This is a genomic window from Duganella sp. BJB1802, from assembly GCF_013369445.1.
GTDB lineage: Bacteria > Pseudomonadota > Gammaproteobacteria > Burkholderiales > Burkholderiaceae_D > Rugamonas > Rugamonas vulcania_A.
Genome location: NZ_JABWEF010000003.1, coordinates 220868 through 246500, shown reverse-complemented (window position 1 = coordinate 246500; position 25633 = coordinate 220868). Strand labels below are relative to the sequence as shown.

General features: G+C 65.3%; 19 protein-coding genes and 1 pseudogene. 6 read left to right on the top strand and 14 right to left on the bottom strand.

The genetic code is table 11. The annotated features are described in order from the left end of the window. The first annotated feature begins 71 nt into the window (after positions 1 to 71). The 3 genes from HUX88_RS06485 to HUX88_RS06475 all read left to right on the top strand — a co-directional run bounded on the left by HUX88_RS06485 (position 72) and on the right by HUX88_RS06475 (position 2162). A complete protein-coding gene (locus tag HUX88_RS06485; protein ID WP_229219226.1) occupies positions 72 to 1586 on the top strand; it encodes a glycoside hydrolase 43 family protein in 1515 nt (504 codons plus the stop codon). An 85-nt stretch (positions 1587 to 1671) separates the two neighbouring features. Continuing rightward, positions 1672 to 1893 carry a ribbon-helix-helix protein, CopG family gene (locus HUX88_RS06480; protein WP_117012993.1) on the top strand — a complete coding sequence of 74 codons (222 nt, stop codon included), beginning with the start codon at positions 1672 to 1674 and terminating at the stop codon, positions 1891 to 1893. After that, on the top strand, positions 1890 to 2162 hold the full coding sequence (locus HUX88_RS06475) for a hypothetical protein (RefSeq protein ID WP_117012994.1): 273 nt from the start codon (positions 1890 to 1892) through the stop codon (positions 2160 to 2162). Before HUX88_RS06480 ends, HUX88_RS06475 begins: the two co-directional genes overlap by 4 nt. A 10-nt stretch (positions 2163 to 2172) precedes the next feature. Here HUX88_RS06475 and HUX88_RS06470 read toward each other — a convergent pair whose 3' ends face one another. From HUX88_RS06470 to HUX88_RS06435, 8 genes are all read right to left on the bottom strand, one after another. Continuing rightward, on the bottom strand, positions 2173 to 2655 hold the full coding sequence (locus HUX88_RS06470) for a hypothetical protein (protein ID WP_176361215.1): 483 nt from the start codon (positions 2653 to 2655) through the stop codon (positions 2173 to 2175). A gap of 64 nt (positions 2656 to 2719) precedes the next feature. Next, complete coding sequence (locus HUX88_RS06465; RefSeq protein ID WP_176361214.1) at positions 2720 to 3082, bottom strand: hypothetical protein; 363 nt, start codon at positions 3080 to 3082, stop codon at positions 2720 to 2722. A gap of 273 nt (positions 3083 to 3355) precedes the next feature. Further along, entirely contained in the window at positions 3356 to 5200 is a 1845-nt protein-coding gene (locus HUX88_RS06460; RefSeq protein WP_176361213.1) for a glycoside hydrolase family 28 protein, read from the bottom strand. Positions 5201 to 5210: 10 nt separating this feature from the next. Continuing rightward, on the bottom strand, positions 5211 to 7844 hold the full coding sequence (locus HUX88_RS06455) for a pectinesterase family protein (RefSeq protein ID WP_176361212.1): 2634 nt from the start codon (positions 7842 to 7844) through the stop codon (positions 5211 to 5213). Beyond that, entirely contained in the window at positions 7841 to 8632 is a 792-nt protein-coding gene (locus HUX88_RS06450) for a rhamnogalacturonan acetylesterase (protein ID WP_176361211.1), read from the bottom strand. Before HUX88_RS06450 ends, HUX88_RS06455 begins: the two co-directional genes overlap by 4 nt. A 52-nt stretch (positions 8633 to 8684) precedes the next feature. Next, positions 8685 to 10559 (bottom strand): glycoside hydrolase family 28 protein, encoded by a 1875-nt coding sequence (locus HUX88_RS06445; RefSeq protein WP_176361210.1) that lies wholly within the window; start codon positions 10557 to 10559, stop codon positions 8685 to 8687. Between the two features lie 11 nt (positions 10560 to 10570). After that, positions 10571 to 13294, bottom strand: a complete 2724-nt coding sequence (locus HUX88_RS06440) for a TonB-dependent siderophore receptor (RefSeq protein ID WP_176361209.1) — start codon at positions 13292 to 13294, stop codon at positions 10571 to 10573. Between the two features lie 210 nt (positions 13295 to 13504). Continuing rightward, positions 13505 to 14251 (bottom strand): FadR/GntR family transcriptional regulator, encoded by a 747-nt coding sequence (locus tag HUX88_RS06435; RefSeq protein WP_117013002.1) that lies wholly within the window; start codon positions 14249 to 14251, stop codon positions 13505 to 13507. Between the two features lie 273 nt (positions 14252 to 14524). On the opposite strand from HUX88_RS06435, the gene garD reads away from it, so the two are divergent. Together garD and HUX88_RS06425 are read left to right on the top strand one after the other, a co-directional pair. Further along, entirely contained in the window at positions 14525 to 16087 is a 1563-nt protein-coding gene (gene garD, locus HUX88_RS06430; RefSeq protein WP_176361208.1) for a galactarate dehydratase, read from the top strand. A gap of 25 nt (positions 16088 to 16112) precedes the next feature. After that, entirely contained in the window at positions 16113 to 16922 is an 810-nt protein-coding gene (locus HUX88_RS06425) for an NAD(P)-dependent oxidoreductase (protein ID WP_176361207.1), read from the top strand. A 13-nt stretch (positions 16923 to 16935) separates the two neighbouring features. On the opposite strand, the gene HUX88_RS06420 is transcribed toward HUX88_RS06425, so the two are convergent. The 3 genes from HUX88_RS06420 to lepB all read right to left on the bottom strand — a co-directional run bounded on the left by HUX88_RS06420 (position 16936) and on the right by lepB (position 20800). Further along, the gene (locus HUX88_RS06420; protein WP_176361206.1) at positions 16936 to 19311 is read right to left on the bottom strand and encodes a CPBP family intramembrane glutamic endopeptidase; all 2376 of its coding nucleotides are present in this window, start codon (positions 19309 to 19311) and stop codon (positions 16936 to 16938) included. Then, entirely contained in the window at positions 19308 to 20048 is a 741-nt protein-coding gene (locus tag HUX88_RS06415; RefSeq protein ID WP_176361205.1) for an ABC transporter ATP-binding protein, read from the bottom strand. Before HUX88_RS06415 ends, HUX88_RS06420 begins: the two co-directional genes overlap by 4 nt. 71 nt (positions 20049 to 20119) lie before the next feature. After that, positions 20120 to 20800, bottom strand: coding sequence for a signal peptidase I (gene lepB, locus HUX88_RS06410; protein WP_176361204.1), 681 nt, complete (start codon positions 20798 to 20800; stop codon positions 20120 to 20122). Positions 20801 to 20922: 122 nt separating this feature from the next. On the opposite strand from lepB, the gene HUX88_RS06405 reads away from it, so the two are divergent. Further along, a complete protein-coding gene (locus tag HUX88_RS06405) occupies positions 20923 to 22053 on the top strand; it encodes a cytochrome P450 (RefSeq protein ID WP_176361203.1) in 1131 nt (376 codons plus the stop codon). Here the strand turns inward: HUX88_RS06405 and HUX88_RS32130 are convergent. The 3 genes and pseudogenes from HUX88_RS32130 to HUX88_RS06395 form a co-directional block, all read right to left on the bottom strand. After that, a complete protein-coding gene (locus HUX88_RS32130) occupies positions 22050 to 23102 on the bottom strand; it encodes an alpha/beta fold hydrolase (protein WP_373886761.1) in 1053 nt (350 codons plus the stop codon). The genes HUX88_RS06405 and HUX88_RS32130 overlap by 4 nt on opposite strands. After that, a pseudogene (locus HUX88_RS32125) lies at positions 23079 to 24170 on the bottom strand (carboxymuconolactone decarboxylase family protein); the annotation flags it as partial. The pseudogene HUX88_RS32125 and the gene HUX88_RS32130, both read right to left, overlap by 24 nt. Positions 24171 to 24199: 29 nt before the next feature. Continuing rightward, complete coding sequence (locus tag HUX88_RS06395) at positions 24200 to 25630, bottom strand: MFS transporter (protein WP_176361202.1); 1431 nt, start codon at positions 25628 to 25630, stop codon at positions 24200 to 24202. Positions 25631 to 25633: the final 3 nt, after the last annotated feature.

Genomic DNA, 25633 nt, shown 5'->3' with positions numbered 1-25633 from the left:
CCTTGTTGTTTGCGGCCTTGCTTGCTGCCTGCGGCTCAGCGCCTTCAGTGCGACCGGCGCAGCAGGCGTGGATGCCCGACCTGGGCGACGGCCGCTATCAAAACCCGGTGCTGCACGCCGACTATTCCGATCCCGATGCGATACGCGTCGGCGACATGTACTACCTGACTTCCTCCAGCTTCAACAACGCACCGGGCCTGCCGCTGCTGCAATCTCCGGACATGGTCAATTGGACGCTGGTCGGCCACGCCTTGCCGCAGCAGGTGCCGTTGGATGTCTTCGCCTCGCCGCAGCATGGCAAGGGCGTGTGGGCGCCATGCCTGCGCTACCACGACGGCAAGTTCTGGATCTTCTATCCAGATCCCGATTTCGGCGTGTACGTGATGACGGCGACGGAATTCGCCGGACCTTGGACCGCGCCGCGCCTTCTGCTGGCGGGCAAAGGCATCATCGATCCCACGCCGCTGTGGGACGACGACGGCCAAGCCTATCTGCTGCACGCGTGGGCCAAGAGCCGCGCCGGCATCGCCAATCAGCTGACCTTGCGCCGCATGGCGCCCGACGCCAGCCGCATGCTGGACGACGCGGGCAAGACCGTCATCGACGGCAACCGCCTGTCCAACTACACCACGCTGGAAGGGCCGAAGCTGTACAAGCATGACGGCTACTACTACGTGTTCGCGCCGGCGGGCGGTGTGGAATTCGGCTGGCAGTCGGTGTTCCGCTCGCGCCGAATCGATGGCCCGTATGAGGACAGGATCGTCATGGCGCAAGGGCGCACGCCGGTCAATGGTCCACATCAGGGCGCGTGGGTGCGTACGCAGGCGGGAGACGATTGGTTCCTCCACTTCCAGGACAAGCGTGCGTATGGCCGCGTGGTGCATCTGCAGCCGATGCGCTGGCGCGACGGCTGGCCGGTGATCGGCGAGGATGTCGATAGCAGCGGCGCAGGCCAGCCGGTGTCGCGGTATCGCAAGCCGGTGGCGGGTCATGCCGCTGCGGCACCGGCCACCAGTGACGAATTCGACGGCGCGTCGCTCGGTCTGCAATGGCAGTGGAACGCGAACTGGAAGCCGGAGTGGTATTCGCTGTCCGCGCGCGCGGGGTATCTGCGCTTGCATGGTCAACCGGAGGAGGATGGGCGTAATCTGTGGGATGCGCCGTCGCTGCTGCTGCAAAAGTTGCCGGCCGAATCGTTCACCGTCACGACGCGGATGGACGTGGGCGCGTTGGGTGACGGCGGCAAGGCGGGCCTGATCATGTACGGTGCCGATTACGCCTGGCTGGGCGCGCATCGCGAAGGTGGGAAGACCAGGCTGGCGCTGGTCAGCTGCTACAAAACCGAAGCCGCGTGCGTCGAGCGCGAGGAGGCCAGCGCCGAGCTGGCGGGGCCGCAGTTATGGCTGCGCATGCAGGTGCGGCCGGGCGGCGTAACGACCTTCTCGTACAGCCGCGATGAGCATAACTACACCGTCATCGGCAAGCCCTTCACCGCCCGCATGGGCCGTTGGGTAGGCGCGCAAATGGGCCTGTTCGCCATGGGTGGCGGCCACGTCGACATCGACTATTTCCACGTCACACCCTAGTCCGTCCGTTTGGTTTTTCTCAAACAAAGCGACCGAAAAAGGCGCAGTATAATTTTCACTACGTGTGCTGCGACGGAGGTGCATCATGAGAAGCATGACTGTGGAAATGTCCCCGGAGATCGACGATACCCTGACCATGATTGCTTGCGCGAGAGGGATCAGTAAAGGCGAGGCGATGAGGCGCGCCTTTGCTTTACTGAAAGTCGCCTACGAAGAACGACAGAAATGTGACGGCTCTTCACTTGGTTTTGTTCGTCGACGACCCGATAACACGCTTGAAGCCTTGGGCGTGGTGACGGGGATATGAATGGACATCCGAGTGAGCGTCAGTATGACGTGGCTGGGGCGACATATCAGACGCCTACAGCCGTTAACATCAGCGAAAGTGAACGGCTGAAGTTCGCCAAGCAGATACTGCTGGGACTGGCGCTGCTGTGTACCAGCGCCATGGCTGGTTATGCCTACTACCCGGAGAACCGGGCGCTGGTACAGGTGTTTGAGCTGGTGAAGATAGGAGCGTTTCCCTTGGTCACACTCGTCATCTCGTTTTACTTCACCAACGGCTCCAAGAAGTGAGCGTAACCACTTACTGTTTTTTTAGCACCAGCTTGAACTGCGTCACCCACTTTTCCTTGATGTACATTTCGCTGAAGGCTTCGTAGGCATCGGGGCCGGAGGGCGTCCAGCGGACGCGGTAGGTGAGCGACTGTCCGTCGGCAACATATTGCGTGGCGGGGAATTCCAGGCCGGTGGCGGTGGGCGTCATCGTGCCGCGGCTGTAGCCGCCGCCGTTTTCCACGTACAGGAAAGCCACCTGCTTGGCCGCCGAATCGTAGTAGTAGATCGTCTCGCCGACGTAGTCCGGCTTGCCCGGCGCGCGCACCGTATGCACATCGCGCAGCACGTTGCCTTCGTATTGCCACTGGAAGCAATGCTCGTCGCTTTGCTTCCCCTCCGGGAAGTCGCCCTTCCAGCAATGCCCAGCCAGAAAGCCCATCGGCTTGAGCGCCTCGACGGGAGCCGCCTGCGCGGCGGCGGGCAACAACAGCAGCAAGAGCAGTGAACGCATGGCCGATCCCCGGACGTGAATGTCCCGCCAGTATAGACGAATCCCACTCACCCCACGGGTGGGCTCAGTCCGTTATGTAGATCTCGTGATACGCGCCTTCTGCGTAGTAGATGATCTCGCAGCTGGCCTCGCCGAAGCACAAGCCGATCGACTCGTTGGCGATGGCGAGCGGCGCGCAACTTTCGCCGCCATGGCACACGGGCTGGTAACTGCCCGGCTTAACCAGCGACAGATGCGGCGGATTGGCCTTGATGTCCTTGAAGGTCTTGACGATGCTGGCGGCGCCATCGCCCGCAGCGCCCGGCAGAACGGCAGGCCGTAGGCGCCTGCCTGGCCGTTCTGCACGACGACAGCGGTATCGGTATGGCCAGGCTGCTGGAATGTGCCTGACACCGTCAGACCCGCGTCGGGTGCGAGCGTCGTCCATCCCTGCGGCAGTTGTTTGACGTTGGCGTCGTTGCCGTAGCTTGCGGATGAAAAGGCCAGCAGCACGCCCGCCGCCAGGCAGCATCGCCAGGTGGAGAAACCGCCGCCGCGTACCACCGGCCGCACGTTGATTTCGAATTGCCCTGTTTGCGACATGACCATACCCTCCAGTTGAAGCGCGACGGTGTCGCACTTATCCCGGATAGTTTAATTTTTTGATATCGAAACCGTCAATCAATAATTAATTACCAACTCGTAATGACACCGTTGAACATCAGGCGGACAGCGTGGTGTTATGGACCTTGCCGCCGATGGTGACATTGTCCAGCTTCAGGCCCTGCACGTTGTAGAGGTACCAGGGTTGTTCCAGGTTGGCCGGCGTGCCGAAGTCGCAGTCGGCGATGGTGACGCCGGTGACCGGAACCACGGCGGGCATCGGCAGCGGGCCGTTGTAGTCCGAGGCCACCGGGCCCAGTATCACGATCGCCTGGTAGCACGAGACCATCTTGCCGTCCTTGGTCTTCACATCGCCGACCTTGACGTTGGAGATGTGGACGTTGCTGACCACCGGCGGCCGTGTGCGGACGTTGTCGCTGATCGGCGTGTAATCGCAATCGAAGGTGACGATGGCGCCGGCCGCCGTGGCGACGGTCTTCGATTGAATCGGCGACCCTGGCAGCGATGCGTAGAACGAGGGGCTGGTCTGCACGCCGTTCGGTATCGAGATGTCGCGCACATAGAAATTGCGTAGGTAGCCGCCGCGATTGAGGTTGGTCTTCAAACGGATGGCCGTGTTGAGCGGATTGGTGGCCCAGTTAATGTTCTGGAAAACCAGCTTTTGCGCATACACGTTCTGGATGCCGCCCGCCATCTCGCTGCCCAGCGTGACGGCGCCATGGCCGCTCTGCATGGTGCAGTTCTGGATCACGATGTTCTGCGACGGCCCATACTGCGTATCGAGATCCTTGCCGGCCTTGATGGCGATGCAGTCGTCGCCGGTGTCGAAGGTGCAGCCGTCGATCAGCACATGGTCGCAGGCCTCGGGGTCGAAGCCGTCGCTGTTGGGGCCCAGGCTCTCGCAGTGCACCTTGCGGATGACGATGTTGCGGCAGTGGACAGGGTGGTGCTGCCAGAACGGCGTGTGCGTGACGTGGTAACCCTGCAGCAGCACGTTGGTGCAGCCGATCAGTTGTATCATCGGCGGCCGCAGATAGTGCCCCAGGCCGAACACGCGGCGCGACAGCGGCACGCCCGCTTCCGACAGCGCCGGCAGGTACTGCGCGTCCGCGCGCCAGCGGGCGCCTTCGCCTTGTATCAGCAGGCGTTCCGCTTCGGTAAGCTGCGGCGCGATGGTGGACAGCGATTCGGCGTTCATCAGATTCTCGGTGTTCTCCGACATTTTCCCTTTGGTGAAATTGGGCGTCGAGCCTTGCGCGACCGCGTTCAGCGTTTTGAGTTTGCCTTTCCAGGTCCACCAGCAGTCGCCTTGATCGTTGAACGGCACGCCGCCCTGGCCGTTCAGGGTGCTGGTCCAGTCGTCGCCGGTCAGGGCGATGTTGTCCTGGCCGTAGGCGTAGATCATCGACGAGAAGTTCAGGCAGTCGTTGCTCTGCCAGCGCGAGATCGTCAGCTTGCCCTGCTTGCCGCAATCGATGTCGCCATACTTGGCGTAGTCCGCAGGGTTGTTGCTGAAGTAGATGTGCGCGCCCGCGCTCAGGTGCAGGTTGACGTTCGATCGCAGCACGATCGGGCCGGCGCAGTACCAGTTCCCGGCGGGGACCAGCACGCGCCCGCCGCCCGCGTTATGGCATGCGGCGATGGCGGCCTTGAAGGCGGCGTAGCAGTCGTGCGATCCGGCGGCCGGGGTGTCGACGGTGTCCTGCTCCTCGAAAGAGATCCAGGCTTTGACCTTGGCCATCTTGCAGGTGCGCGCGCCATAGGCAGTGATGGTGAAGTCCTGCTTGCGGAAGGTGAGCGGTTTGGAGACGCGGTCGATGATAGCCTGCGCCTGCAGCCAGGGATCGGGCGCGGTGGCGGCGCGCGCCGGTACGCCGAGCGACAGGCCGGCGGCTGCGGGCAGGGCCTTCATCAGGTTGCGGCGCTGGGTATTGATCGTCATGCGGTGATTCCTATTCGTCCGAATTGTTGAACTCACCGAGGAAGACTTCCGCCGGCGATGGTTTTGCGGTGTAGCCGAGATCCGTGACGGGATCGATGCCGGCTTTGACCAGGTTGTTCCAATGGTCGTCGGAGTTGTATTGGACCGGGCGGTAGGCCAGCGTTCCCTTCTTGTTCCAGTCCGACCACGGCGACGTGCGGTTGATGTGCGCGCCGATGCGCGAATTCATGACCACCATTTTGCCGACGGCTTCCAGCGAGTTCCTGGCGATGGTGCCCTTCGGCGCCTGGTAGCCGTTGGTGGGGCCGAAGGTGCAGGCGTAGCCGTCGACGGGCACTTTGTCGTAGGGCGTGCAGCGCGAGTTGTGGAACCATTGGCGCAGCAGATAGAACGCGCCGTTGTCGGCATTGGGCGAGGCATCGCGCGTGAAGCGGCAGTTGTCGAAGACGAAGCCGTAGCGGGTTTTGACGTGGGTGTCCGGCGCGGCGGCGTAGGACAGGCCACGGTCGCCCAGCGATTTGATTTCGGTCTGGTGGAAGTAGGCGGTGCTGTCGCCGAAGATGAAATCGACGTCGCCTTCGATGTAGGACTTGTTGAAGAAGCTGCGCGAGGTGGTCGCGATCTGTGGGGACTTGAGGTACAGCGTGTCCTGGAAGCCGATCAGGCGGATGTTTTCGAATTGCGCCTTGTCGGCGCCGTCCACTTGCAGCGCCAGCGCCTGGTGGTGGATGTTGTTGATGTTGGGGAGCGCCTCGGCGCGGGCGTTGCCGGTGTCCTTGTTGTAGCCGTTTTCGAATGTCAGGTTGCGGGCCTGGAAGCCTTTGTCCTGAACCCAGACGGTGGCGGTGCCGAAGGTGCCGATCTGCGCGCGGTCCTTGATGGATGCGTACATGGCTTGCACCGCCGGCGCGGCCTTGGCGAATTGCGCGTCGTACTGCCGGGCGTAGTCGGCGCCGGTGTTGGATGCGTCCAGTTTGGCGGTGATCTTCGTGGCGCTGGCGTCCTTGCCTTCGCCGTACATGGTGATCGGTGCGGCGGAGGCGGGAATGTAGACCAGCTCCTGATAGGTCCCCGGCTTGAGCAGCATGTAAAGCCGCTTTGCGGGATGGTCCCTGCTGTCGGCGACCGCGCGGCTGACGGCTTCCTGCACGGTGTGGAACAGTTTGACGCCGTCCGCCTTGGCGGCCTTGTCGACGATGTAGTCGGGAGTGAAGACCGCGCCTTTCGCCAGCGGGTCCGCCAGCGGATCCCACGGGTCGATGGTTTCATTGCCGGCGGCGCCGACATATTTCAGCACTTCGGCGTACGCATACTGCCTGGATTGTTCGATGCTGAGTTGCGGCCGCGTGGTGATCGTTGCGACGGCAGGGAAGGCGGCAAAACGGTCGGTGCAAGCGGCAGCAGGCGCGGAGATGATGTCGCCCCTGAGCTCCGCGAATTCGATCCGCCTGTCGGTCTTGCCGGCGATGTCGACGTCGCGCAGCGTGGCCTGCAGCGGATGTTGCGCGTCGTAGCCTTGCATGATCACGCGGCCCGGCGTCACGCTATGCACGCCGTCGAAGGCGATATTGGTGTAGACCGGAATCTGCGAGCCCTCGGCGTTTGGATTGTAGTGCGTGCTGATGTCGATCGGCGTCTTGACGTCGCGCAGGCAGACGTTCCGGTAGCTGACCTGGTCCACCACGCCGCCGCGTGAAACGTCGCTCTTGATGCGCAGGCCGGACGTGGTGCCGTCCATGCTCAGGTCCTCCACCAGAACGCGACGCACGCCGCCGTTGGTCTCGCTGCCGATGGACATGCCATGGCCGCTGTAGAAGTGGTTGTGCAAAATGGAGATGTTTTCCGTCGGCCCATTGCCGCCGGCCTTGATGGCGACATTGTCGTCGCCGGTGCGGATATGGCTGTAGGCGATGGTGATGTTGCGCGACGAGATGGGATCGATGCCGTCCGTATTGCGCGCGGTGGCCGGCGTATCGATACGCATGCCCCATGCGGTGAAGCCGTCCACATTGTTCAGCGTGACGTGGAAATTGGGCGAATTGCGCAAGGTGATCTTGTGCAGCGTGAAGTCCTGCGAACCGGTGACTTCGATCAGGCGCGGCACGTTCTGGCGCGCGTCCTCCTTCTGAGCGCGGCGGGCCAGCTGCCACCACGATTCGCTGATGCCGTCGACCACGTGGCCGCCTTGGCCGTCAACGGTTCCTTCGCCGAAGATGCCGCTGCCCTTGGTCTTGTCGGCGGTGATGAAGGGCTTGCAGCCTCTACCCAGCTTGTCCACCGTACCGCAAGTGCCGGCGCCACGGTCGAACAGTTTGGGGTTGGTGCTGGCGTACAGCGTGGTCGCGGCATCGATCAGCAGGCTGACGCCGTTGCGCAGCACGAGCGGGCCGGCGACGAATCCGCGCTTCTCGTTTTGCGAGGACAGGCGCACCGCCTGCCCGGCCGCGCATTTGTCGATGGCGTTCTGGATGCGGGCGGTATCGTCGTTGCCGGCGGCGGCGCCATCCCCGGTGGCCGTCAGGATGGCGCAAGCCGGGGGCGCGACGGGCTCCACGACCTTGCGCGCATCCTGCGCGTACACGGTGCTGACGCCGGAAGCGGCCAGCAGGAAGGCGATGCCCGCCGACGACAACTGTCTCGTCATTGCTCGCTCTCCGGCTTGAATTGGCCGGCCGTCTCCGGCAAGGCGCGCTTCATCTCCTCCATCACCATGCGTGAGAAATAGGCCGCTCCCTTGGCGCCGACGTGCGTGCGGTCGAACGCGGATTTCGCCGCGCCGGCCACTTCCACTTTGCCGGCCGCCAGCGCGGCCTCGGGGATTTTTTCGGGACGCGGCGCCACGGCGAGCGTGTCCGCTTCGTCCTCGCCCATCGCCTGCACGGCGGCGTAGCTGTCGGCGTTCAGGTCGAGCAGCGCGACGTGCTGCGCGGCGGCGGTGGCGCGCACCGCGTCGGCCCAGGGCTGCAGGTTGTTTTCCAGGACCTTGTTGGTGAAGCTGCGGCGCGTCAGCGGCGTGACCAGCACCGGGATGCCGCCCAGCGCCTTGACCTCCAGCACGTAGCGGGTCATGTTGACGGGGAATTCGGTTTTCAGGTCGGTCGAGCGGCCAGGCTTGCCCGGCTGGTCGTTGTGGCCGAACTGGATCAGCACATAGGTGGCGCGATAGGCCGCGGAGCCGCGCAGCAGGCCTTCCACCTCGTCCCAGCGGCCTTCGGCGCGGAAGCTGCTGGAACTGCGGCCGCCCTTGGCCAGATTGAGGCAGGTGTTGGCGCGGTTGATGCGCGCGCAGAAGGCGTCGCCGTAGCCGCTGCTGTTGGCCATCGTCGAATCGCCGACCAGGATCACGCGGACAGGCTTGGCCGGCGCTTCGGCGGCGTGGCTGGCGCCGGCCAGCATCAGGACAGTGGCGATGGTGAGACTGTGGAGGTTCATGTTCGGTATCCGGGACAAAGGCGCCGGCCGCGTCGCGGTCCCGCGCCTGGACTCAGGCGGAGAAGCTTTGGTTGACAGCCTTGTCGCCGATCTTGACGTTCTTCAGTTTCAATCCCTTGACGTTGTACAGGTACATCGGCTTGTCGGCGTTGACCGGCGTACCCAGGTCGCAGTCGCTGATTTCGATGTCGGACACCGGCAGCACCTTCGGCTTGCCCGGGCCGTTGTAGTCCGACGCGACCGGCCCCAGGATCACGATGGCCTGGTAGCAGGAGTAGCTGCCTACCTTGGTCTCGACGTTGGCGCAGGTGACGTTCGAGATCCGCACATGGCTGACGCTCGGCGGACGGATACGCACGTTGTCGTTGACCGGATCGTAGCCACAGTCGATGGTGATGATGCCGCCCGCCGATGTGGCCACCGATTTGGTCGGGATCAGCGAACCTGGCAGCGAAGAATAGAACGCCGGCGTGGTGCGGATGCCGTTCGGGATATGCACGTTACGCACATGCATATTGCGCAGGTAGCCCCCACGGCTCATATTGGTCTTGAGGCGGATCGCGATGTTCAGCGGATCGGTTTTCCAGTTGCTGTTCTCGAACACCAGGTTCTGCGCGTAGATGTTCTCGATCCCGCCGGACATGATGCTGCCCAGCGTGAGCGCGCCATGGCCGCTCTGCATTTTGCAGTTCTGGATCACGATGTCCTTGGCGGGGCCGAACTGGATGTCCGGTCCCTTGCCCGAATCGATGGCGATGCAGTCGTCGCCGGTGTTGAAGTGGCAGTCCTCGATCAACACCTTGGTGCACGACTCGGGATCGAAGCCGTCGCTGTTCGGTCCCATGCTGTTGGCGTAGACCTTCTTCACATGCATATTGTGGCAGTTGACCGGATTGTGCTGCCAGAACGGCGTGTTGGTGGTCTGGTAGCCCTCGAACAGCACGTTGGTGCAGCTGATGAACTGCACCATGTGGGGCCGCAGGTAGTGGCCGATGCCGAAGATGCGCTTCTCCACCGGCACGCGGGCTTCCGCCAGCGAGCGCAGATAGTAGGAGTCGGTGCGCCACTTGTCGTTCGGTCCCTGGATGAACGCGGCTTCCGCCTCGCTCAGGTGCGGCGCGACTTCGCGCAGCGAGACCGGGTTGGCCGGATTGACGTGCACTTCGGTCTTGCCCTTGGTGTGCTTGACGTAGTTGCCCGCGCCGGCGGCGATGTCGCCGGCCCAATTCGGTTTCTCGCGGCCCTTCCAAGACCACCAGCAATCCGGGTCGCCGTCGAAGGCCACGCCGGCCTGGCCGTCCAGGATGCTGGTCCAGTCCTCGCCGGTCAGGGCGATGTTGTCCTGGCCGTGCGCGTACACCATCGACGAGTAGTTCAGCAGGTCGTTGCCTTCCCAGCGCGTGATCGACAGCTTGCCGTTCTTGCCGCAATCGTAGGCGCCGTACTTGGCGTAGTCGGCCGGGTTGTTGCTGAAGTAGACGTGGGCGCCGGCCTTCAGGTGCACGTTCACGTTCGACAGCAGCACGATAGGGCCGGCGCACAGCCAGTTCCCGGCCGGGATCACCACGCGGCCGCCGCCGGCCTTGTGGCAGGCCTCGATGGCCTTGGCGATCGCCGGGTAGCAGTCGGGCGAGCCGGCCACCGGGGTTTGCAGCGTGGCCGATTCGGTGAACGAGGTCCACGCCGTCACCGGCTTCACTTCGCAGGTGGCGGCGCCGAAGGCGGTCACCACGAAGTCCTCGTCGCGAAACTTCAACGGCTGCTTGAAGCGGTCGATGATGGCCTGCGCCTCCTTCCACGGATCGGCCGCCTTGGCGCCGGCCGCCAGCGCGGCCGGGCCGGCGGCGCCGGTCAGGCCGGCCGCCGACAAGGCCTGCAGAAAGCGGCGGCGGCCGAGGCCTCCGCCTTGCTGTTCGTCTTTATGCATCTGTGCTCTCATCAGAAGGTGTAGGTGGCGCGGACGTTGTAGGCGCGGCCGATCGGGCTGGCGGCGCTGCTCAGGTAACCGAAGCTATACAGGCTGCTGTTGGTCACCGGCGGATTCACGTTGAACAGGTTGGTGATGCCGGCCGTGACCTGGATGTTCTTGAAGCCGTTGTAGGTCGTGGTCCAGTTCCATACCTTGTACGAGTTGATGTTGCGCCAGTACTGCTGCGCCACCAGGTTCTGGTCGGTGTACTTGGAGTTGTAGTTCTGGGTCAGCTGGGTGTTCCAGTTACCGGCGGCCCAGTTCAGCTTCAGCGTGTGCTTCCAGCGGAAGGTGATGATGGGCAGGCTGCTGGTGGTGCCGTTGCTGGCCAGGCCGAACTGGCCGATGTTCGACACGTAAGGGCTGCCGTTATCGAGCTGGTTGTCGAACTGCGTCAGGTAGGTGCCGTCGATCGCCACCTTGAAGTCGCCGTACGAGGTATGCGGGAAGGCATACGATCCCGAGACGTCGATGCCGGCCGCTTTCTGGCCGCCCAGGTTCATCGTGGTGTTCTTGATGTAGCTGATGGTGCGGTCGGCGTTACGCACGAAGTACGACGCGTACTTGACCGGATCGAGGAAGTAGACCTGCTCCGGCAAGTTCGCCAGCATATTGGTCATCTTGATGTTCCAGTAGTCGATCGACACCATCGACGACTTGGTCGGCTCGAACACGGTGCCCAGCGTGAAGCCCTTGGACTTTTCCGGCACCAGGTCCGGATTGGAGCCGGTCTGTTTTGGCAGCGTGGTGTTGCAGACGGTCGAAGCGACATAGCCCGGCAGCGGCTTGCCGGTGCCGGCCACGCCTGGCGTGCCGCCGGGGCAGAGGACCGGATCGTCCCACTTGGCGGCGGTCAGGCCGGTGGCGCCGGGCAGGCGGTAGCCGTAACGGTCGAACAGCGTCGGTGCGCGGAAGCCGGTGTTGGCCGAGCCGCGGAACATCAGCTGCTTGGTTGGCTCGTAGCGGAAGCTGATCTTTGGATTGATGGTGTTGCCGAAGTCGCTGAAATGGTCGTCGCGCACGGCGGCGTTTAGCTCCAGCGTCTTGGTGATCGGTACATTCAGCTCGGCGAACAGCGCGGCCACGTTGCGCGAACCTTCGCCGTGCGACGGCGACGCATTGGCGTAGGTGACGTCGGCGCTGAGCGGCAGCTTGGTGTCTTCGGTGGTGTCGCGATGGAAGTCCGCGCCCAGCGCCAGCGCCAGCGAGCCGCCTTCCAGCTCCATCAGCGCACGGCTGGCGGTCAGGTCGACGCCGGTGAAGGTCGACTTGGAGGTGCGGTTCTTGGCGCCGTCGACCTTGATGGTGTCGAGGTAGGCCTGGCCGGCCGCGTCCTGCAGGCCGAAGGGATTGAGCACGCCGCTTTTCAAACCATCCAGCAGGCCCTGGCCGCGCGCGTAGCCGGACTGGTAGTAGTTGTCGCGCTGCGAAATGCCGACCACCAGGCCGGCCTTGTAGTCCCAGCCCGCCAGCGTGCCTTCGTCCATGACGGACAGGCGCTGGTTCAGCTGCACGTCCTTGGTGGTGGCCAGGCCCAGGTCGGCCACGGCCCAGGTGACGGTCAGCGGCGCGTTGTTCAGGCCCGCGACGGCGGGCACGCCGCCGCTTTTACCCGGATACCATTTGCTGGTCGAAGGCAGCGTGGCGTTGACGCCGTTGACCGCCAGCGCATTGGTCGGGTTCTTGGTGCCGAGGATGAATTCCTCGCCGCGCGAGTAATCGACGGAGATGACGTGGTCTTCGCTCAGCTTCTTGGCGGCGCGGGCGTAGAACGTGACCTGCTGGTTGGCATACAGCGCGGTGCCGTATTCGTTGGCGTCGAGTACGCAGGTGCCCTTTTGGCCGACGATCGAGTAGGGCGCCAGGCAGCCGCTCGCGGCGTACGGGTTCTGCGCGGTCTTGTTGGTGGCGGTGCTGAAGTTGGCCGGCGTGGCGTTGCCGCCGGTGCCCAGCGTCGGCGCGCGGCCGATGGAGGTCAGCAGGTCGGCGGAGCTCAGGTCGGCGCGGTCGCGCGCGGCCAGGCGGGTGCGCTGGTGGGCGTCGATGGTGCCGTAGATGCTCCAGCCGTCGCGTTCCAGGTTGCCCTTGCCCCAGGTGATGCTGGCGCGCTGCTCGTCGCCGCCGCCGTGCTTCTCCGGCTGGACTTCCTGGCCGGTCAGCGACAGGCCTTCGAACGAAGTCTTGGTGATGAAGTTGACCACGCCGCCGATGGCGTCGGAGCCGTAGATCGAGGAGGCGCCGTCGCGCAGGATCTCGACGCGCGACAGGGCGCTCATCGGAATCACGTCCAGGTTGGCGTAGCCGTCGGCGATCGCTTCGTTGGCCATGCGGCGGCCGTTGAGCAGCACCAGGGTGCGGTTCACGCCCAGGCCGCGCAGGTTGATGTTGGTGCCGGAACCGGCGTTCGATGGCGCCAGCGACGCGGACTGCGGCAGCGACATCATGACGTCGGCCAGCGTGGTGATGCCCTGCTTGATGAAGTCCTCGGCCTTGACGGTGCTGACCGGCAGCGATGCCTCGGTGGCCAGGCGCTTGATGCTGGAGCCGGTCACTTCGACGCGGGTCATCGCCGGTTCTCCGCTCTGTTGTGCGGACGCCTGGTTGGCCAGCGTCAGCACGGCGATGGTGATCGCCGACAGCAGCAGGCGGGGTTGGGCGTAACGGTTTTGGACCGAGTGATCGGACGTGTTCATGCTAGTCTCCTTCGTCTTTTTGAATAAAGTTATGCGCCGTGCTGGAAAAGCACTGGACGTGAGTGGAGCACCTCGCGTGCTCCGTGCCGCTGTGACGAGGGCCGCTTTGGCAAGCACGGGCCGAGGTCGAGACGGTCGATAACTTATTGCTTTATTCGCGGACCGGCATCGAGGCCGGTCCTGCGCTACTACGTTGCTGCTACTTCTTTGTTATCCGCGCGAGAAGGTGCGGGTCACGCGTTCGAGGTGGGCGCGCATGGCCTTGCGCGCCGCCGCCGGATCGTGGGCGGCGATCGCCTCCAGGATGCGGCGGTGGTCCTTCAGCGTTTCCTGCCGCAGTTCCTCGGTCTGGAAGTGTTCCTTGAGCTTGTGCCACAGGCGGCCGCGCTGGTCCCACAGGTAGTTCAGCGATCCAACCAGCGCGCTGTTGCCGGTGGCGCGCGCGATGGCCAGGTGGAAGTTGCGGTCGGCCTGCTCGTTGCTCGAATAATTGGCGTGGTTCTGTTCCATCTCGACGACGGCCTTGAGGATGGCGTCGATGGCGCCGTCGGTGGCGACGCGGGCGGCGATGGCGGCGATCTCGGATTCGATCAGGCGGCGCGCGGACAGCACTTCGAACGGGCCGGGGCCCGCCTCGGGCAGGTCGGCCGCCGATGGTTCCGGCACTTCGCTGACGTAGACGCCGGAGCCGCCGCGCACTTCGATCACGCCGCCCAGTTCCAGCGCGATCAGCGCTTCGCGCAGCGAGGCGCGGCTGACGCTCAACTTGGTGGCCAGGTCGCGCTCGGACGGCAGCCGCTCGCCGCCGGCGATGTGCTCGTCGCGGATCAATTGCTGGATGCGGTCCGCCACCACGCGGTACAGGCGCGGTTCGTGGGCATTGCTGTCGGCAGGGACGGAAGTCTTTTTCAGCATCTGTGTCTCGTCTTCGTGGTGTGGCTTCTTTGATATCGCCATCTGGTCAGGCCATTCTAAGGTGGTCAGACCAAATATGCAATGTGGACTAGCCAAATTAATTTTTAGCTGTCATACTAAAATCGTCATGCAGCCGCGGGAAGACGGAGTTTACAGGGCTGTAGCCCCGCAAACAAGCCATTTCCGCCTGTGGCACGCAGGCCACAAACGGCGCCTGGCCGGCCATTCCGAAACTGGCCTGACCACTTTGCAGCACACCAAACACCGCGAAAAAACAACGTTCGCCGGGACGCAGCGCCCGGAAAAGGAAGACAAATGACGACACCGACCAGCGCGGGCACGCCGCGCTACATCCTCATGCACGACAACGATAACGTCGCCATTGTCGTCAACGACGGCGGCCTGCCGGCGGGCGCGGTATTCGCCAACGGCCTGGCGCTGCTGGAGGCCGTGCCGCAGGGGCACAAGGTGGCGTTGTGCGTGATCGCCAAGGGTGATCCGGTGCGGCGCTACAACGTCACTATCGGCTACGCCGCGTGCGATATCGCCGCCGGCAGCTGGGTCGCCGAGCCGCAGGTGGAGATGCCGCCGGCGCGCGAGCTGGTCAACCTGCCGATATCGACCAACCTGCCGCCGCCGGCCGAGCCGCTGGAAGGCTATACGTTCGAAGGCTTCCGCAATCCGGACGGCAGTGTCGGCACGCGCAACATCCTGGCCATCACCACCACCGTGCAGTGCGTGGCGGGCGTGGTGGAGTTCGCGGTCAAGCGCATCAAGGACGAGCTGCTGCCGAAGTATCCCAACGTCGACGATGTGGTGGGACTGGAGCACACCTACGGCTGCGGCGTGGCGATCGATGCGCCGGGCGCGATGGTGCCCATCCGTACGCTGCGCAATATCAGCCTCAATCCGAACTTCGGCGGGCAGGCCATGGTGGTGAGCCTCGGTTGCGAGAAGCTGCAGCCGGCGCGCCTGTTCCCGAAAGGCTCGATTCCGATCCAGAACGGCGGCGGCGCCGAGCCGGCGCTGGTCTGTTTGCAGGACGCCGGCCACGTGGGCTTCATGTCGATGATCGAGTCGATCATGAAGCAGGCCGAGATCAACCTGGCCGCGCTGGATAAGCGCCGCCGCGAAACCGTGCCCGCTTCCGAGCTGGTGGTCGGCGTGCAGTGCGGCGGCAGCGACGCCTTCTCCGGCGTGACCGCCAATCCGGCGGTGGGCTTTGCCACCGACCTGCTGGTGCGCGCCGGCGCCACGGTGATGTTCTCCGAGGTGACCGAGGTGCGCGACGGGATTGATCAACTGACCTCGCGCGCGTCCACGCCGGAAGTGGCGCAGGCGATGATACGCGAGATGGAGTGGTACGACAGTTATCTCAAGCGCGGCGGCGTGGATCGCAGCGCCAACACCACGCCGGGTAACAAGAAGGGCGGGTTGTCGAACATCGTCGAGAAGGCGATGGGCTCCATCGTCAAATCCGGCAGCAGCCCGATTTCCGGCGTGCTGTCGCCGGGCGAGAAGCTGACGCAGAAAGGCTTGATCTACGCCGCCACGCCGGCCAGCGATTTCATTTGCGGCACGCTGCAGGTGGCGGCGGGCATGAACCTGCACGTCTTCACCACCGGCCGAGGCACGCCGTATGGCCTGGCCGAAGTGCCGGTCATTAAAGTCGCCACGCGCAATGAGCTGGCCGCGCGCTGGCACGACCTGATGGACATCAACGCCGGCCGCATCGCCAGCGGCGAGGCGAGCATCGCCGATGTCGGCTGGGAGATGTTCCAGCTGCTGCTCGATGTCGCCAGCGGACGCCGCACGTGGGCGGAAAAATGGAAGCTGCATAACGCACTGGTGCTGTTCAACCCGGCCCCGGTGACCTGATAAAACCAGAAACAGAGACTGAGACATGACCAAGCCATTCAAACGATTGCTGCTGACCGGCGCCGCCGGCGGCCTGGGTAAAATCCTGCGCGACCGCATCAAGCCTTGGGCCGATGTGGTGCGCCTGTCCGACATCGGCGACATGGGCGCGGCGCGCGAGGGCGAGGAGGTCGTCCAGTGCGACCTGGCCGACAAGGCCGCCGTGTTCAAGCTGTTGGAGGGCGTGGACGCGGTGCTGCACTTCGGCGGCATCTCGACCGAGAACACGTTCGAAAACATCATGGCGGCCAATATCGCCGGCACCTACAACCTGTACGAGGCGGCGCACAAGCACGGCGTCAAGCGCGTGGTGTTCGCCAGCTCCAACCACACCATCGGCTACTACAAGACCACCGACTACATCGACGCCGACAGCCCGATGCGGCCGGACAGCCTGTACGGCGTGAGCAAGTGCTTCGGCGAGTCGCTGTCGCGCTATTACTACGACCGCACCGGCATCGAGACGGTCTGCCTGCGCATCGGTTCCTCGTTCCCGGAGCCGGTCAATCTGCGCATGATGGTGACGTGGTTCAGCTACGACGACCTGGTGGAGTCGCTGCGCTGCTCGTTGTTCACGCCGCGCGTGGGGCATACGATTTTGTTCGGCGCGTCGGCCAATCCGGGCAGCTGGTGGGACAACAGCAAGGCCTCGCACCTGGGCTTCAAGCCGAAGGACAGCTCGACGCGCTTCGCCGCCAGCTTCCCCGACACCGGCGTGTATCCACCCAAGGACGATGTGGCGACGATCTACCAGGGCGGCGGCTTCCTGATGTCCGGACCGCAGTACAAGGCCTAGTTTTCGGCGGCGCCTACATCCAGAACTGCCAGGACAGCACCACGGCGTTGTACACCGCGTGAACCAACATGGGGCCGAGCAGGGTTTTGCTGCGCTCATAGGTCCACGCGGCGCACAGGCCGAGCACGAAGACCGGCAGCATCGACGTCGGCGGATGGACCACGGCGAAGATGGCGGCGCTCATCGCCATGGCGGGCATGGCGGACATCGAGCGGCGCAAGCCGCCGTAGATCAGGCCCCGGAAGATGAACTCCTCGCACAACGGCGCGGCCAGCACGGCCAAGGCCAGCAGCCATCCGCGCGAGAATGTCGATGCCGATGCCGCCGACTGTTTGGCGATGTCCGCCCACAGCGCCGAATGCTGCAGGCCGGTCAGGTAGGCCAGTCCCACGGCGGATGCGACGAAGGCGGCCATCGCGCTGTAGCCCAGTGTCAGCTTCATGTCGCCGCCGCGCAGGACGGCCGGCACGCCGGCGGTCTTGCTGCGCCAGTAGATGAAGCGTATCAGCAGGTAGACCAGCAGGCCGGCTGCGGCGAAGGCGATCGTCACCGCTGGCTGTGCGGGCATCTCCATGGCGCGCATCATGAACAACGCGATCAATCCCTGCATGATGAAGAACGCGGTGGCGGCGATCAGGCCATCGGAAGTGGACACGCGCGGCGGCGGCGCGGCGGCAGGATCCAGCAGATAGGGCAGGGCGTCGCGCGCCTTCTGCCACAGCGCCAGCGCCATCGACGCGACCAGCACCATCACCACCAGTTTTTGCGACCACACATCGCTGTAGATCGACCAGGTGTAGAAGCTGGCCAGCAGCATGTACAGGTAAATATAGGTCGGCCGCACGCGGGCGCGCGCGTCGACCGCCAGCGGATCGCAGGCGAACACGCCGAGCGAGACGGCGATCAGCGAGTAGATCGGGATGCCGGCGAAGACGATCAGCAGCAGTGCCAGCATGCTCCATTCGAAGTGCGTTGTGTACCAAGCGCTGATGCCGACGATGATCAGCGGGTAGATCAACGTCAGCATGCCCCACAGCTGCGCCTTTTCCTTCAATACGCTTTCGATGGAGCGCGGCACGGTGTACAGCAGCCAAAGCACCTGGCCTTCGTTGTTCAGTGTCTGGAAGGCCGACAGCATCAGCATGTAGACGCCGATGCCGAAGGCGATGGTGGCGGCGGTGACGTGATTTACGCCCAGCTCCGCGAAGCTATTCAGCTTGCCGTTGAAGACCAACTGGCTGACCACGATAATCACCGGCAGCAGCAAGGTCTGGACCAGGAAGTTGCGGTCGCGGCTCAACAGCCGCAGTTCGCGGCGCTTGATCGGCGTGAACGCTTCGGAAAGCCTGCGGCCGGCGGTGGGCGCGGCCTGCGGTTTGCGACGCACGCTTTCCCGCGATCCGGCGTTGACCACGCCGTTGCGCAGTTGGTGGCGCATCAGCGCCACGCCGGCCCACAACAGTGCGGCGGTCTGCGCCAGCAGCAGCGCGATGGCTTGTCCGGCCTGTGCCAGACTGGATGCCTGCATCGCTTGCAGCACCAGTCCCGGCGGCGTCCAGCCGGTCCACGCGGGGAAGGCGCGCGCCCAGTCCATCACGAAGCCGCTGGCGTTGGGCATTCCGAGCGCCATGACGAAGTAGATCAAGGGCATGCTGAACAAGCCGGTGACGGCCTGCAGGTTGCGCAGCTGCGATGCGGGCAGCCACATACGCAGTCCGGTGTCGGCCAGCGTGTGCAGCAGGGCGGCCAGCGGCAGCAGCACCAGCAAGGCCGCCAGCGCCGCCAGCGGCGCGAACCAGCCCAAACCCGAGTACCACGCGATCATGCCCAGCGGCGGCATCAGCGCGAACACGCCGCTGAAGTTGGCCGCGCTGCGTTCCAGCAGGCGTCCCCACAGCAGCGTGGGGCGTTCGACCGGCATCGTCACCAGCCACTCCAGGTCCCAGTCCGGCTGCGCCAGTTCCTTGCTGCCCAGCGGGAGCAGGACGGCAAGGCCGAACAACAGCGTGAGCACCATCGTCAGGCCGCGCAACAGCTCCGGCTGGAACGGCGCCTTGCGCAGTTCGGCGGCGGCCAGTTCGACATTCTGAAAGGGGGCGTGGTCCTTGTCGACCACGTTGCAGTGGCTGCTGGCTACCAGGTGGCAGTTCATGTTGAGCAGCACGTTGCGCGACAGGCCAGTGAAGGAGAACGACATGACCAGCACCAGCAGCGCGGTCAGCACCCACAGGCTGCTCTTCTTGCCGGCGATGCCGTCGCGCGCCTTCTTCTTGCGGAATTTGCCGAACAGGTTATTGGCCAGCATGTTGCGCTGGCGGGTCAGGCGCATTTTGGTCATCAGCCAGATGGCGCGCGCCTGCGTCACCGGCTGGGCCGCCTGCTGCGTCATTGTGCGCGCTCCGCCGCGGTTTCGTCGGTGATCTTCAGGAACACGTCCTCCAGCGAGCCGCTGGCCGGGGCCTCGGCGCGGATTTCGTCGAGCGTGCCGGTGGCCACCAGCTGGCCGTGGTGGATGATGCCGACGCGGTCGCACAACTTCTCGGCCATGTCCAGCAGGTGGGTGGAGACGAAGATGGTGACGCCGCGCGCGGCGGCCGCCAGCAGGCGTTCCTGCACGTCGCGCGAGGCGCGCGGATCGAGGCCGTTGATCGGCTCATCGAGGATCAGCACCGCCGGGTCGTGGATCAGCGCGCAGGCCAGGCCGAGGCGCTTCTTCATGCCCAGCGAGTAGTTGACGGCATAGTCCTCGCCCGCTTCCTCCAGGCCGAATTCGCGCAGCAGGCGCGCGCTGCGCTCGACCGCTTCGGCGTGCGGATAGCCGTGCATCTCGCCGACGAACTGCAGGATCTCGCGGCCGCGCAGGTAGTCGTAGAAGATCGGGGTGTCGGGCAGGTAGCCCACGCGGCGTTTGACTTCGGCCGGCTCGCTGTGGCAATCGAGGCCGTCGATCAGCACCTGGCCGGCGCTTGGCACCAGGATGCCCATCATCATGCGGATGGTGGTGGTCTTGCCGGCGCCGTTGGGGCCGAGGAAGCCGAATACTTCGCCGCGCTCGACGGTCAGGTTCAGGGGTTTGACGGCGTTGAAGCCGCCGTAGACTTTGGACAGTCCCTTGAATTCGATCATGCTTGCCTCGACAATGTTATGAGATTTTCTACTCATCATAGCATTGCCGGGAACCGGCGGCGAGAGGGGCTTTACTGCGCCGGGTAGAGGCTCATGCCGAAGCGTTCGGTGCGCGGATGCCAGTTGCCGGTGATGTCGGCGGAGGCCAGCACGCGCTCGGCGCGGCCGATCAGCAGGGCGCGCGGCACCAGGCCGATGTAGCGCGAGTCGGCGCTGTTGTCGCGGTTATCGCCCAACATCATGTACTCGCCCGGCGGCACGGTGAGCGGCGCGAAATCGCGGCGGGCCTGCACCTGCGGCATCAGCTGGATCGAATGGGCGCGGGCGTCGGCGATGGATTCGTTCAACCGCAGCGCATCCAGCCGGCCCAGGCCCTTGACGGTTTCGGTGGACTCGCCCTGGGCCGCGTAGCCGGCCGGCTGGCCGTTGATGATCAGCTGCTCGTTGCGCATTTCGACGCGGTCGCCCGGCAGCGCGATCACGCGCTTGATCAGCCGCGTGCCGTCCTTGGGCGACGAGAAGGTGACGATGTCGCCGCGCTGCGGCTCGCCGGTGGTGCCGAGGACGACGTCGGTCAGCGGCAGCTTGACGTTGTAGGCCAGGCGGTTGACGAACACCACGTCGCCCTCCAGCAGGTTGGGGTGCATGGAGGCGGAGGGGATCGGGTTCCAGTCGGCGACGGCGGTGCGGAAAATCCCGAACAGCATCAGGAACAGTAAGAAGCCTTTGTTGGCGCGCGCCCAGTTTTTCATTGCATTCCCCAGAGTGGTGTCGGTGCCTCAGTTTGTTGGCCGATTCTTAAACATGGCTTAGCTGCGGCCTTGCTTCGGCGCCGGCCTAACTATCGCGGTGAAATTGGTGGCATCCTTGTCGCATGAATGCTACCTATCCCCAAGACGCGCTGGCCGCGGTGACGCATGCCGATCCCTATCCATATTACGACGCTTTGGCGGCGGCACAAGGCTTGCGTTTCGACGCCGGCCTTGGCCTGTGGATCGCCGCCGGCGCCGCCGATGTGGTGGCGGTGATGCGGCATCCCGACTGCCGCGTGCGGCCGCTGACCGAGCCGGTGCCGGCGGCGATCGCGGGCGGCGCGGCCGGGCAGGTGTTCGGTGCGCTGGTGCGCATGAACGACGGCGAGCGTCACGCGCAACCGAAGCTGGCTTTGCAGCGGGCGCTGGCCGGGGTGGATACGCAGGCCGCCCGGCTGCACGCGCGGCGGATCGGCGGCCGTTTGTGGCGCGACGACGGGCTGGCATCGTGGATGGTCGAGGTGCCGGTGTCGGCGATGGCCAGCCTGCTGGGCTTCGCGGACAGCCGGCTGCCAGCGGTGGCGGCGTGGATGGACCAGTTCGTGGCCTGCCTGTCGCCGTACAGCGATGCGTGGCAGATCGGGCGCGCGCATGCGGCGGCGCTGTCGCTGCTGGCGGGCTTCAAGGAATTGATGCGCGGTGCGGCATCGGGCAGCCTGCTGTCGCAGGTGATCGCCGAGGCGGAGGCGGTGGGGTGGAGCGAGTCGCACGGCTTGCTGGCCAATCTGGTCGGCCTGCTGTCGCAGACGTACGAGGCCACGGCTGGGCTGATCGGCAACAGCGTGCTGGCGCTGGCGCGCCAGCCGGAGGAGGAGCGCAGCGGCGCGGAGGATGCGGCCGTGCTGGTGCGGGCGGTCAGCCGCTTCGATCCGCCGATCCAGAACACGCGCCGCTTCGTGGCGCGCGCTTGCGAGATCGGCGGCGTGCCTTTGCTGGCGGGACAAACGGTCCTGCTGGTCCTGGCCGCCGCCAACCGCGATCCGCGCGGCGAGGGGCGAGAGTTCGGCTTCGGCCACGGTGCGCATGCCTGTCCGGGCCAGGCGCTGGCCTGCGCCTTCGCCACCGGTGCGATGGAGGCGTTGATGACGAAGGCGCCCCCGGATTTGCTGCGGACGCTGAACTGGAGCTATCGCCGCTCGCCCAACGCCCGCGTGCCTGTCTTTGGACGGGAGGTTGGTCCACCGGCCGGTTAGGGAAGCGCGTCCAGATTTTTCTCCGCGAGGAATTGGGACACTTGATCCGCGATTTGGACGTTGTTCAGATCGGACATCAAGAAATGCGTGTTGCCGCGAATTCCGATCTCCGGGAGGTGGACCAGGCGGGCATCGCCTCCATGCTTGTTGATGGCGTCGACCCATAGCCGCGCCATGGCGAACCGTACCCGCCAGTTGTCCTGACCGCGCTCCTTGCTCGGCTGTTCCGGGAAGTTGTCGCCGTAGTAGATGACGATCGGCAGGCGGGTAAGTTGCTGGAAATCGGACGGCGGCACCACCTCGGGCGACAGTGTTCCGGCGGCGCTAGGCATCGCCGGCGGCGCCTCGCCCTGCGGGAAGACAAAGCCGCTGCCGGGTTCGAAGGCGACTATCGCTTTCACATTGGGGTTCTTGATCGCTGTCAGCCAGCCCGGGCCGCCGCCCTGCGAATGCGTGAACAGGATCGCCGGCCCGACTCTGCTGAACAAGGCCGACATGGCATCGGAAACGACGCCGGCGTCGTAGGGGCCGGTGTTGGGCGTCACCGAGCGGAAGAACTGATCGAGCGTCTGTGGCTGGCGGTCGAACTGCACGTTGTCGTAGTAGTTGGGCCATTTGCCGATGCGGAACTGGTCGAAGAACAGTTGGTCGTTGGGCGTAGGTTCGACCGATGCGGCGACGGTGCTGTTGCCGGCTCGTCCCCGGCGCGGCTGGTCCACGAGATAGACCGGAAAGCCGCGGCGCAAAAACAAGTTCTGGAAGCCTTCCCGTCCATCCGGCGTGCTTTCCCAGCTGCGCGCCGATTGGTATGCGCCGTGCAGCATGACGATGGGCAGGGCCTTGGGGTGCTGTGGAATCTGATAGAAGGCGTAGAGGTGGTCTCCGTGGAAGCTCGCTCCATCCGCGCCTTGCCGGAGTTCCGTCCCGCCCGCCGCGAAGCTCCCCTGTGCCTGGACCAGCATAGGGCCGGCGGCAAGGGCCTGCGTCAGCGCGTCGTCCGCGCGGCTTGCGGCCTCCGGGCTGCCATGATTGAGGAGGACTTGCATCATTTGGCGCAGCTGCGCCGCGCTCAGGCCTACGCGCATGCCGGCCCGCATGTGCGAACGCAGTTGCGCCTCGGCGCCGGGCGTGGCGGCGAGCGCGCCGAGCGTGGCCAGTTCGCGGCTCCGCCAGTCAAGGTTGTCGCGCTCGAAAATGTCGCCGAACAGATGCGTCTGGAGGTACTGGTTGATGATGGGCGCGAAGTCGAACACGGGGCCCGTTACCGGGCCGCCGGAAATCTCGGACTGGTTCGCTTTGCCGATCGCGGCCAGCGCGTTTCCGGTCGCGATGGCTTTGCCTGGCTCGCGGCCAGGCGCGTCGTGTATGCCGCGTTGTTTGCGTGCCTCGACAACTTGCATCAGTTCGCCAAGCGCGTTCAGGCTTTTCGGAAAACCCGCGTAGGCGTAGAGCTGCACCAGGATTTCCTTGGCTTCGCTGATGGTCAATCCGGTATCGAGCCCCTGGTTCAAGGCGGCGCGCAGTCGCGGCATGTCGCTGGCCGCCGCGAAGGATGCGATCAGTGGAATGGCCTGCTGCCTGGCGGACAGCCGATCCGATGGGGCGGTCCTGTCGACGTCGCCGATCTGCCTCGCTGCGGCAGCCGGCGTGAGTCCGGTGCTGGTCAGCGCGGCCTGGTACTCCTGGTCGGCGACCTTGCCTTGCCAGGCCACCGAGTTGCCGTCCGATTTTTCGGCGATGGCGATGTGCGTCATCGAGTCTGTGGGACCGGCGCCGTGCCAGTGGCGCACATTGGCCGGGATGGTGACGACGTCGCCCGGGCGGATCAGATGAGCAGCTTGACCCTGCTGCTGAACCAGGCCGAGGCCGGCAGTGACGATCAATGTCTGGCCCAGCGGATGTGTGTGCCATGCGGTCCGGGCACCCGCCGCGAAAGTGACGGCGGCGCCGCCCGCGCGCCCAGGCGGCGGCGCCTGGAACGGTGTGCCGATGTGGACGATGCCTGTGAAGTTCTCCGTCGATCCTGTGGCGATCGGCTGGGCTGCGGCCGGGCGCACTGCGAGGACTTGCGGGAGGACCGGCGCCTCCGCGGCGTTTGCGCCGGCGAGGGCCGCCATGGCGCACAGCGCGATGTGCATCATCGATTTCACGAGCAACCCTCCTGCCGCTGCGATTTGATTTTGCGATGGGGCAGGACGATGACAGCGCAGGACACGATCATCGCCAGCACGAGCAGCAGGCCGGCGGCGTTCATGACCGCCGCTATCCGATGCGCGAGCGCCTGGCTGTCATGGAGGGCGGCAGGAGCGGCGCTGGAGAACACCAGCACCAACAAGCCCAGCCCCAAGGCGCCGCCCAGTTGATGGGCGACGTTGACCAGGCCGGAGGCGGCGCCGGCATCGTCGCGCGCAACGCCCGCCACGCCGGCGGCGGTCAAGGGACCCAGCAGCAAGCCCTGGCCCAGTCCGATCAGCAGCATGGGAGGCGCCACGTCCGTCCAGTAGCCGGCGCCGGCGTCGGCATGGCCCAGCCAGAACAGGCCGGCGGCGCCCAGCGACAAGCCGGCGAGGATGAGCCAGTGGGCGTCGAAGCGGCGCGCCAGCCTGGGGACGGCCATCGCCGAGGCGAAGTTGGGCAGCGTGACCGGCAGGAAGGCGAGGCCGGCCTGCATCGGCCGCAGATGCAGCACGCCCTGCAGGAACTGGGTGGAAAAGAACCAGAAGCCCACCGCGCCGCCGAGGAACAGCATGCGGGACAGATACGCTCCCGCGCGTGCGCGGCTGGCCAGCAAGCGCAGCGGCAGGATGGGCTGCCGGACGTGGCGTTCGATCACGACGAAGACGATGGTCGACGCCACGCCGGCGAGCAGCGAGGCTTGCGCCAAGGCGTCATGCCAGCCGGCCTCCGCCGCGCGCACCAGGCCGTAGACCAGTGCGCTCATGCCGGCGGTGGAGCAGGCCGCGCCCGCCATGTCGAAGCGGCCGGGATGCATGGGCGTTTCCACGATATGCCGTCGCGCGGCGGCGATCAGCAGCAGGCCGATGGGAAGGTTGACAAAGAACCCCGCCCGCCACGACACCAGGTCGGCGAACAGGCCGCCCAGCACCAGGCCCAGCGTGGCACCCACGCCGGCCGCCGCGGCATACATCGACAGGGCGCGCGTGCGTTCCGGCCCTTCGGCGAAATGGGTGGACAGCAACGCCAGCGTGGACGGCGCCAGCACCGCCGCGCCCACGCCCTGGATGGCGCGGGCCGTGAGCAGCCACGGCGCCGACTGCGCCATGCCTATCGCCATCGAGGCCAGGGTGAACAGCGCGAGGCCGGCGATGTACATGCGGCGCCGGCCCAGGATGTCGCCCGCCCGCGCGCCCAGCAACAGCAGGCCGCCAAAGGCCAGCGTATAGGCGTTGGTCACCCACGAAAGCTGCGCGGCGCTGAAGCCCAGGCTGGCCTGGATGCGCGGCAGGCCGGTGATGACGATGGAGATGTCGACCACGATCATCAGGTAGCTGGCGACGATGATGGCCAGCACCATGTTGGCGTGTCGCGTCGGCGCAAGGGCGGCGGTGTTGTGCATGGC

Excerpts from the sequence above, each read along its gene's own strand:
- HUX88_RS06485 (WP_229219226.1), top strand. The coding sequence starts at position 72 with ATGCCCGACCTGGGCGACGGCCGCTATCAAAACCCGGTGCTGCACGCC.
- HUX88_RS06480 (WP_117012993.1), top strand. The coding sequence starts at position 1,672 with ATGAGAAGCATGACTGTGGAAATGTCCCCGGAGATCGACGATACCCTG.
- HUX88_RS06475 (WP_117012994.1), top strand. The coding sequence starts at position 1,890 with ATGAATGGACATCCGAGTGAGCGTCAGTATGACGTGGCTGGGGCGACA.
- HUX88_RS06470 (WP_176361215.1), bottom strand. The coding sequence starts at position 2,655 with ATGCGTTCACTGCTCTTGCTGCTGTTGTTGCCCGCCGCCGCGCAGGCG.
- HUX88_RS06465 (WP_176361214.1), bottom strand. The coding sequence starts at position 3,082 with ATGGACGACGCTCGCACCCGACGCGGGTCTGACGGTGTCAGGCACATT.
- HUX88_RS06460 (WP_176361213.1), bottom strand. The coding sequence starts at position 5,200 with ATGACGATCAATACCCAGCGCCGCAACCTGATGAAGGCCCTGCCCGCA.
- HUX88_RS06455 (WP_176361212.1), bottom strand. The coding sequence starts at position 7,844 with ATGACGAGACAGTTGTCGTCGGCGGGCATCGCCTTCCTGCTGGCCGCT.
- HUX88_RS06450 (WP_176361211.1), bottom strand. The coding sequence starts at position 8,632 with ATGAACCTCCACAGTCTCACCATCGCCACTGTCCTGATGCTGGCCGGC.
- HUX88_RS06445 (WP_176361210.1), bottom strand. The coding sequence starts at position 10,559 with ATGCATAAAGACGAACAGCAAGGCGGAGGCCTCGGCCGCCGCCGCTTT.
- HUX88_RS06440 (WP_176361209.1), bottom strand. The coding sequence starts at position 13,294 with ATGAACACGTCCGATCACTCGGTCCAAAACCGTTACGCCCAACCCCGC.
- HUX88_RS06435 (WP_117013002.1), bottom strand. The coding sequence starts at position 14,251 with ATGGCGATATCAAAGAAGCCACACCACGAAGACGAGACACAGATGCTG.
- garD (WP_176361208.1), top strand. The coding sequence starts at position 14,525 with ATGACGACACCGACCAGCGCGGGCACGCCGCGCTACATCCTCATGCAC.
- HUX88_RS06425 (WP_176361207.1), top strand. The coding sequence starts at position 16,113 with ATGACCAAGCCATTCAAACGATTGCTGCTGACCGGCGCCGCCGGCGGC.
- HUX88_RS06420 (WP_176361206.1), bottom strand. The coding sequence starts at position 19,311 with ATGACGCAGCAGGCGGCCCAGCCGGTGACGCAGGCGCGCGCCATCTGG.
- HUX88_RS06415 (WP_176361205.1), bottom strand. The coding sequence starts at position 20,048 with ATGATCGAATTCAAGGGACTGTCCAAAGTCTACGGCGGCTTCAACGCC.
- lepB (WP_176361204.1), bottom strand. The coding sequence starts at position 20,800 with ATGAAAAACTGGGCGCGCGCCAACAAAGGCTTCTTACTGTTCCTGATG.
- HUX88_RS06405 (WP_176361203.1), top strand. The coding sequence starts at position 20,923 with ATGAATGCTACCTATCCCCAAGACGCGCTGGCCGCGGTGACGCATGCC.
- HUX88_RS32130 (WP_373886761.1), bottom strand. The coding sequence starts at position 23,102 with ATGATGCAAGTCCTCCTCAATCATGGCAGCCCGGAGGCCGCAAGCCGC.
- HUX88_RS06395 (WP_176361202.1), bottom strand. The coding sequence starts at position 25,630 with ATGCACAACACCGCCGCCCTTGCGCCGACGCGACACGCCAACATGGTG.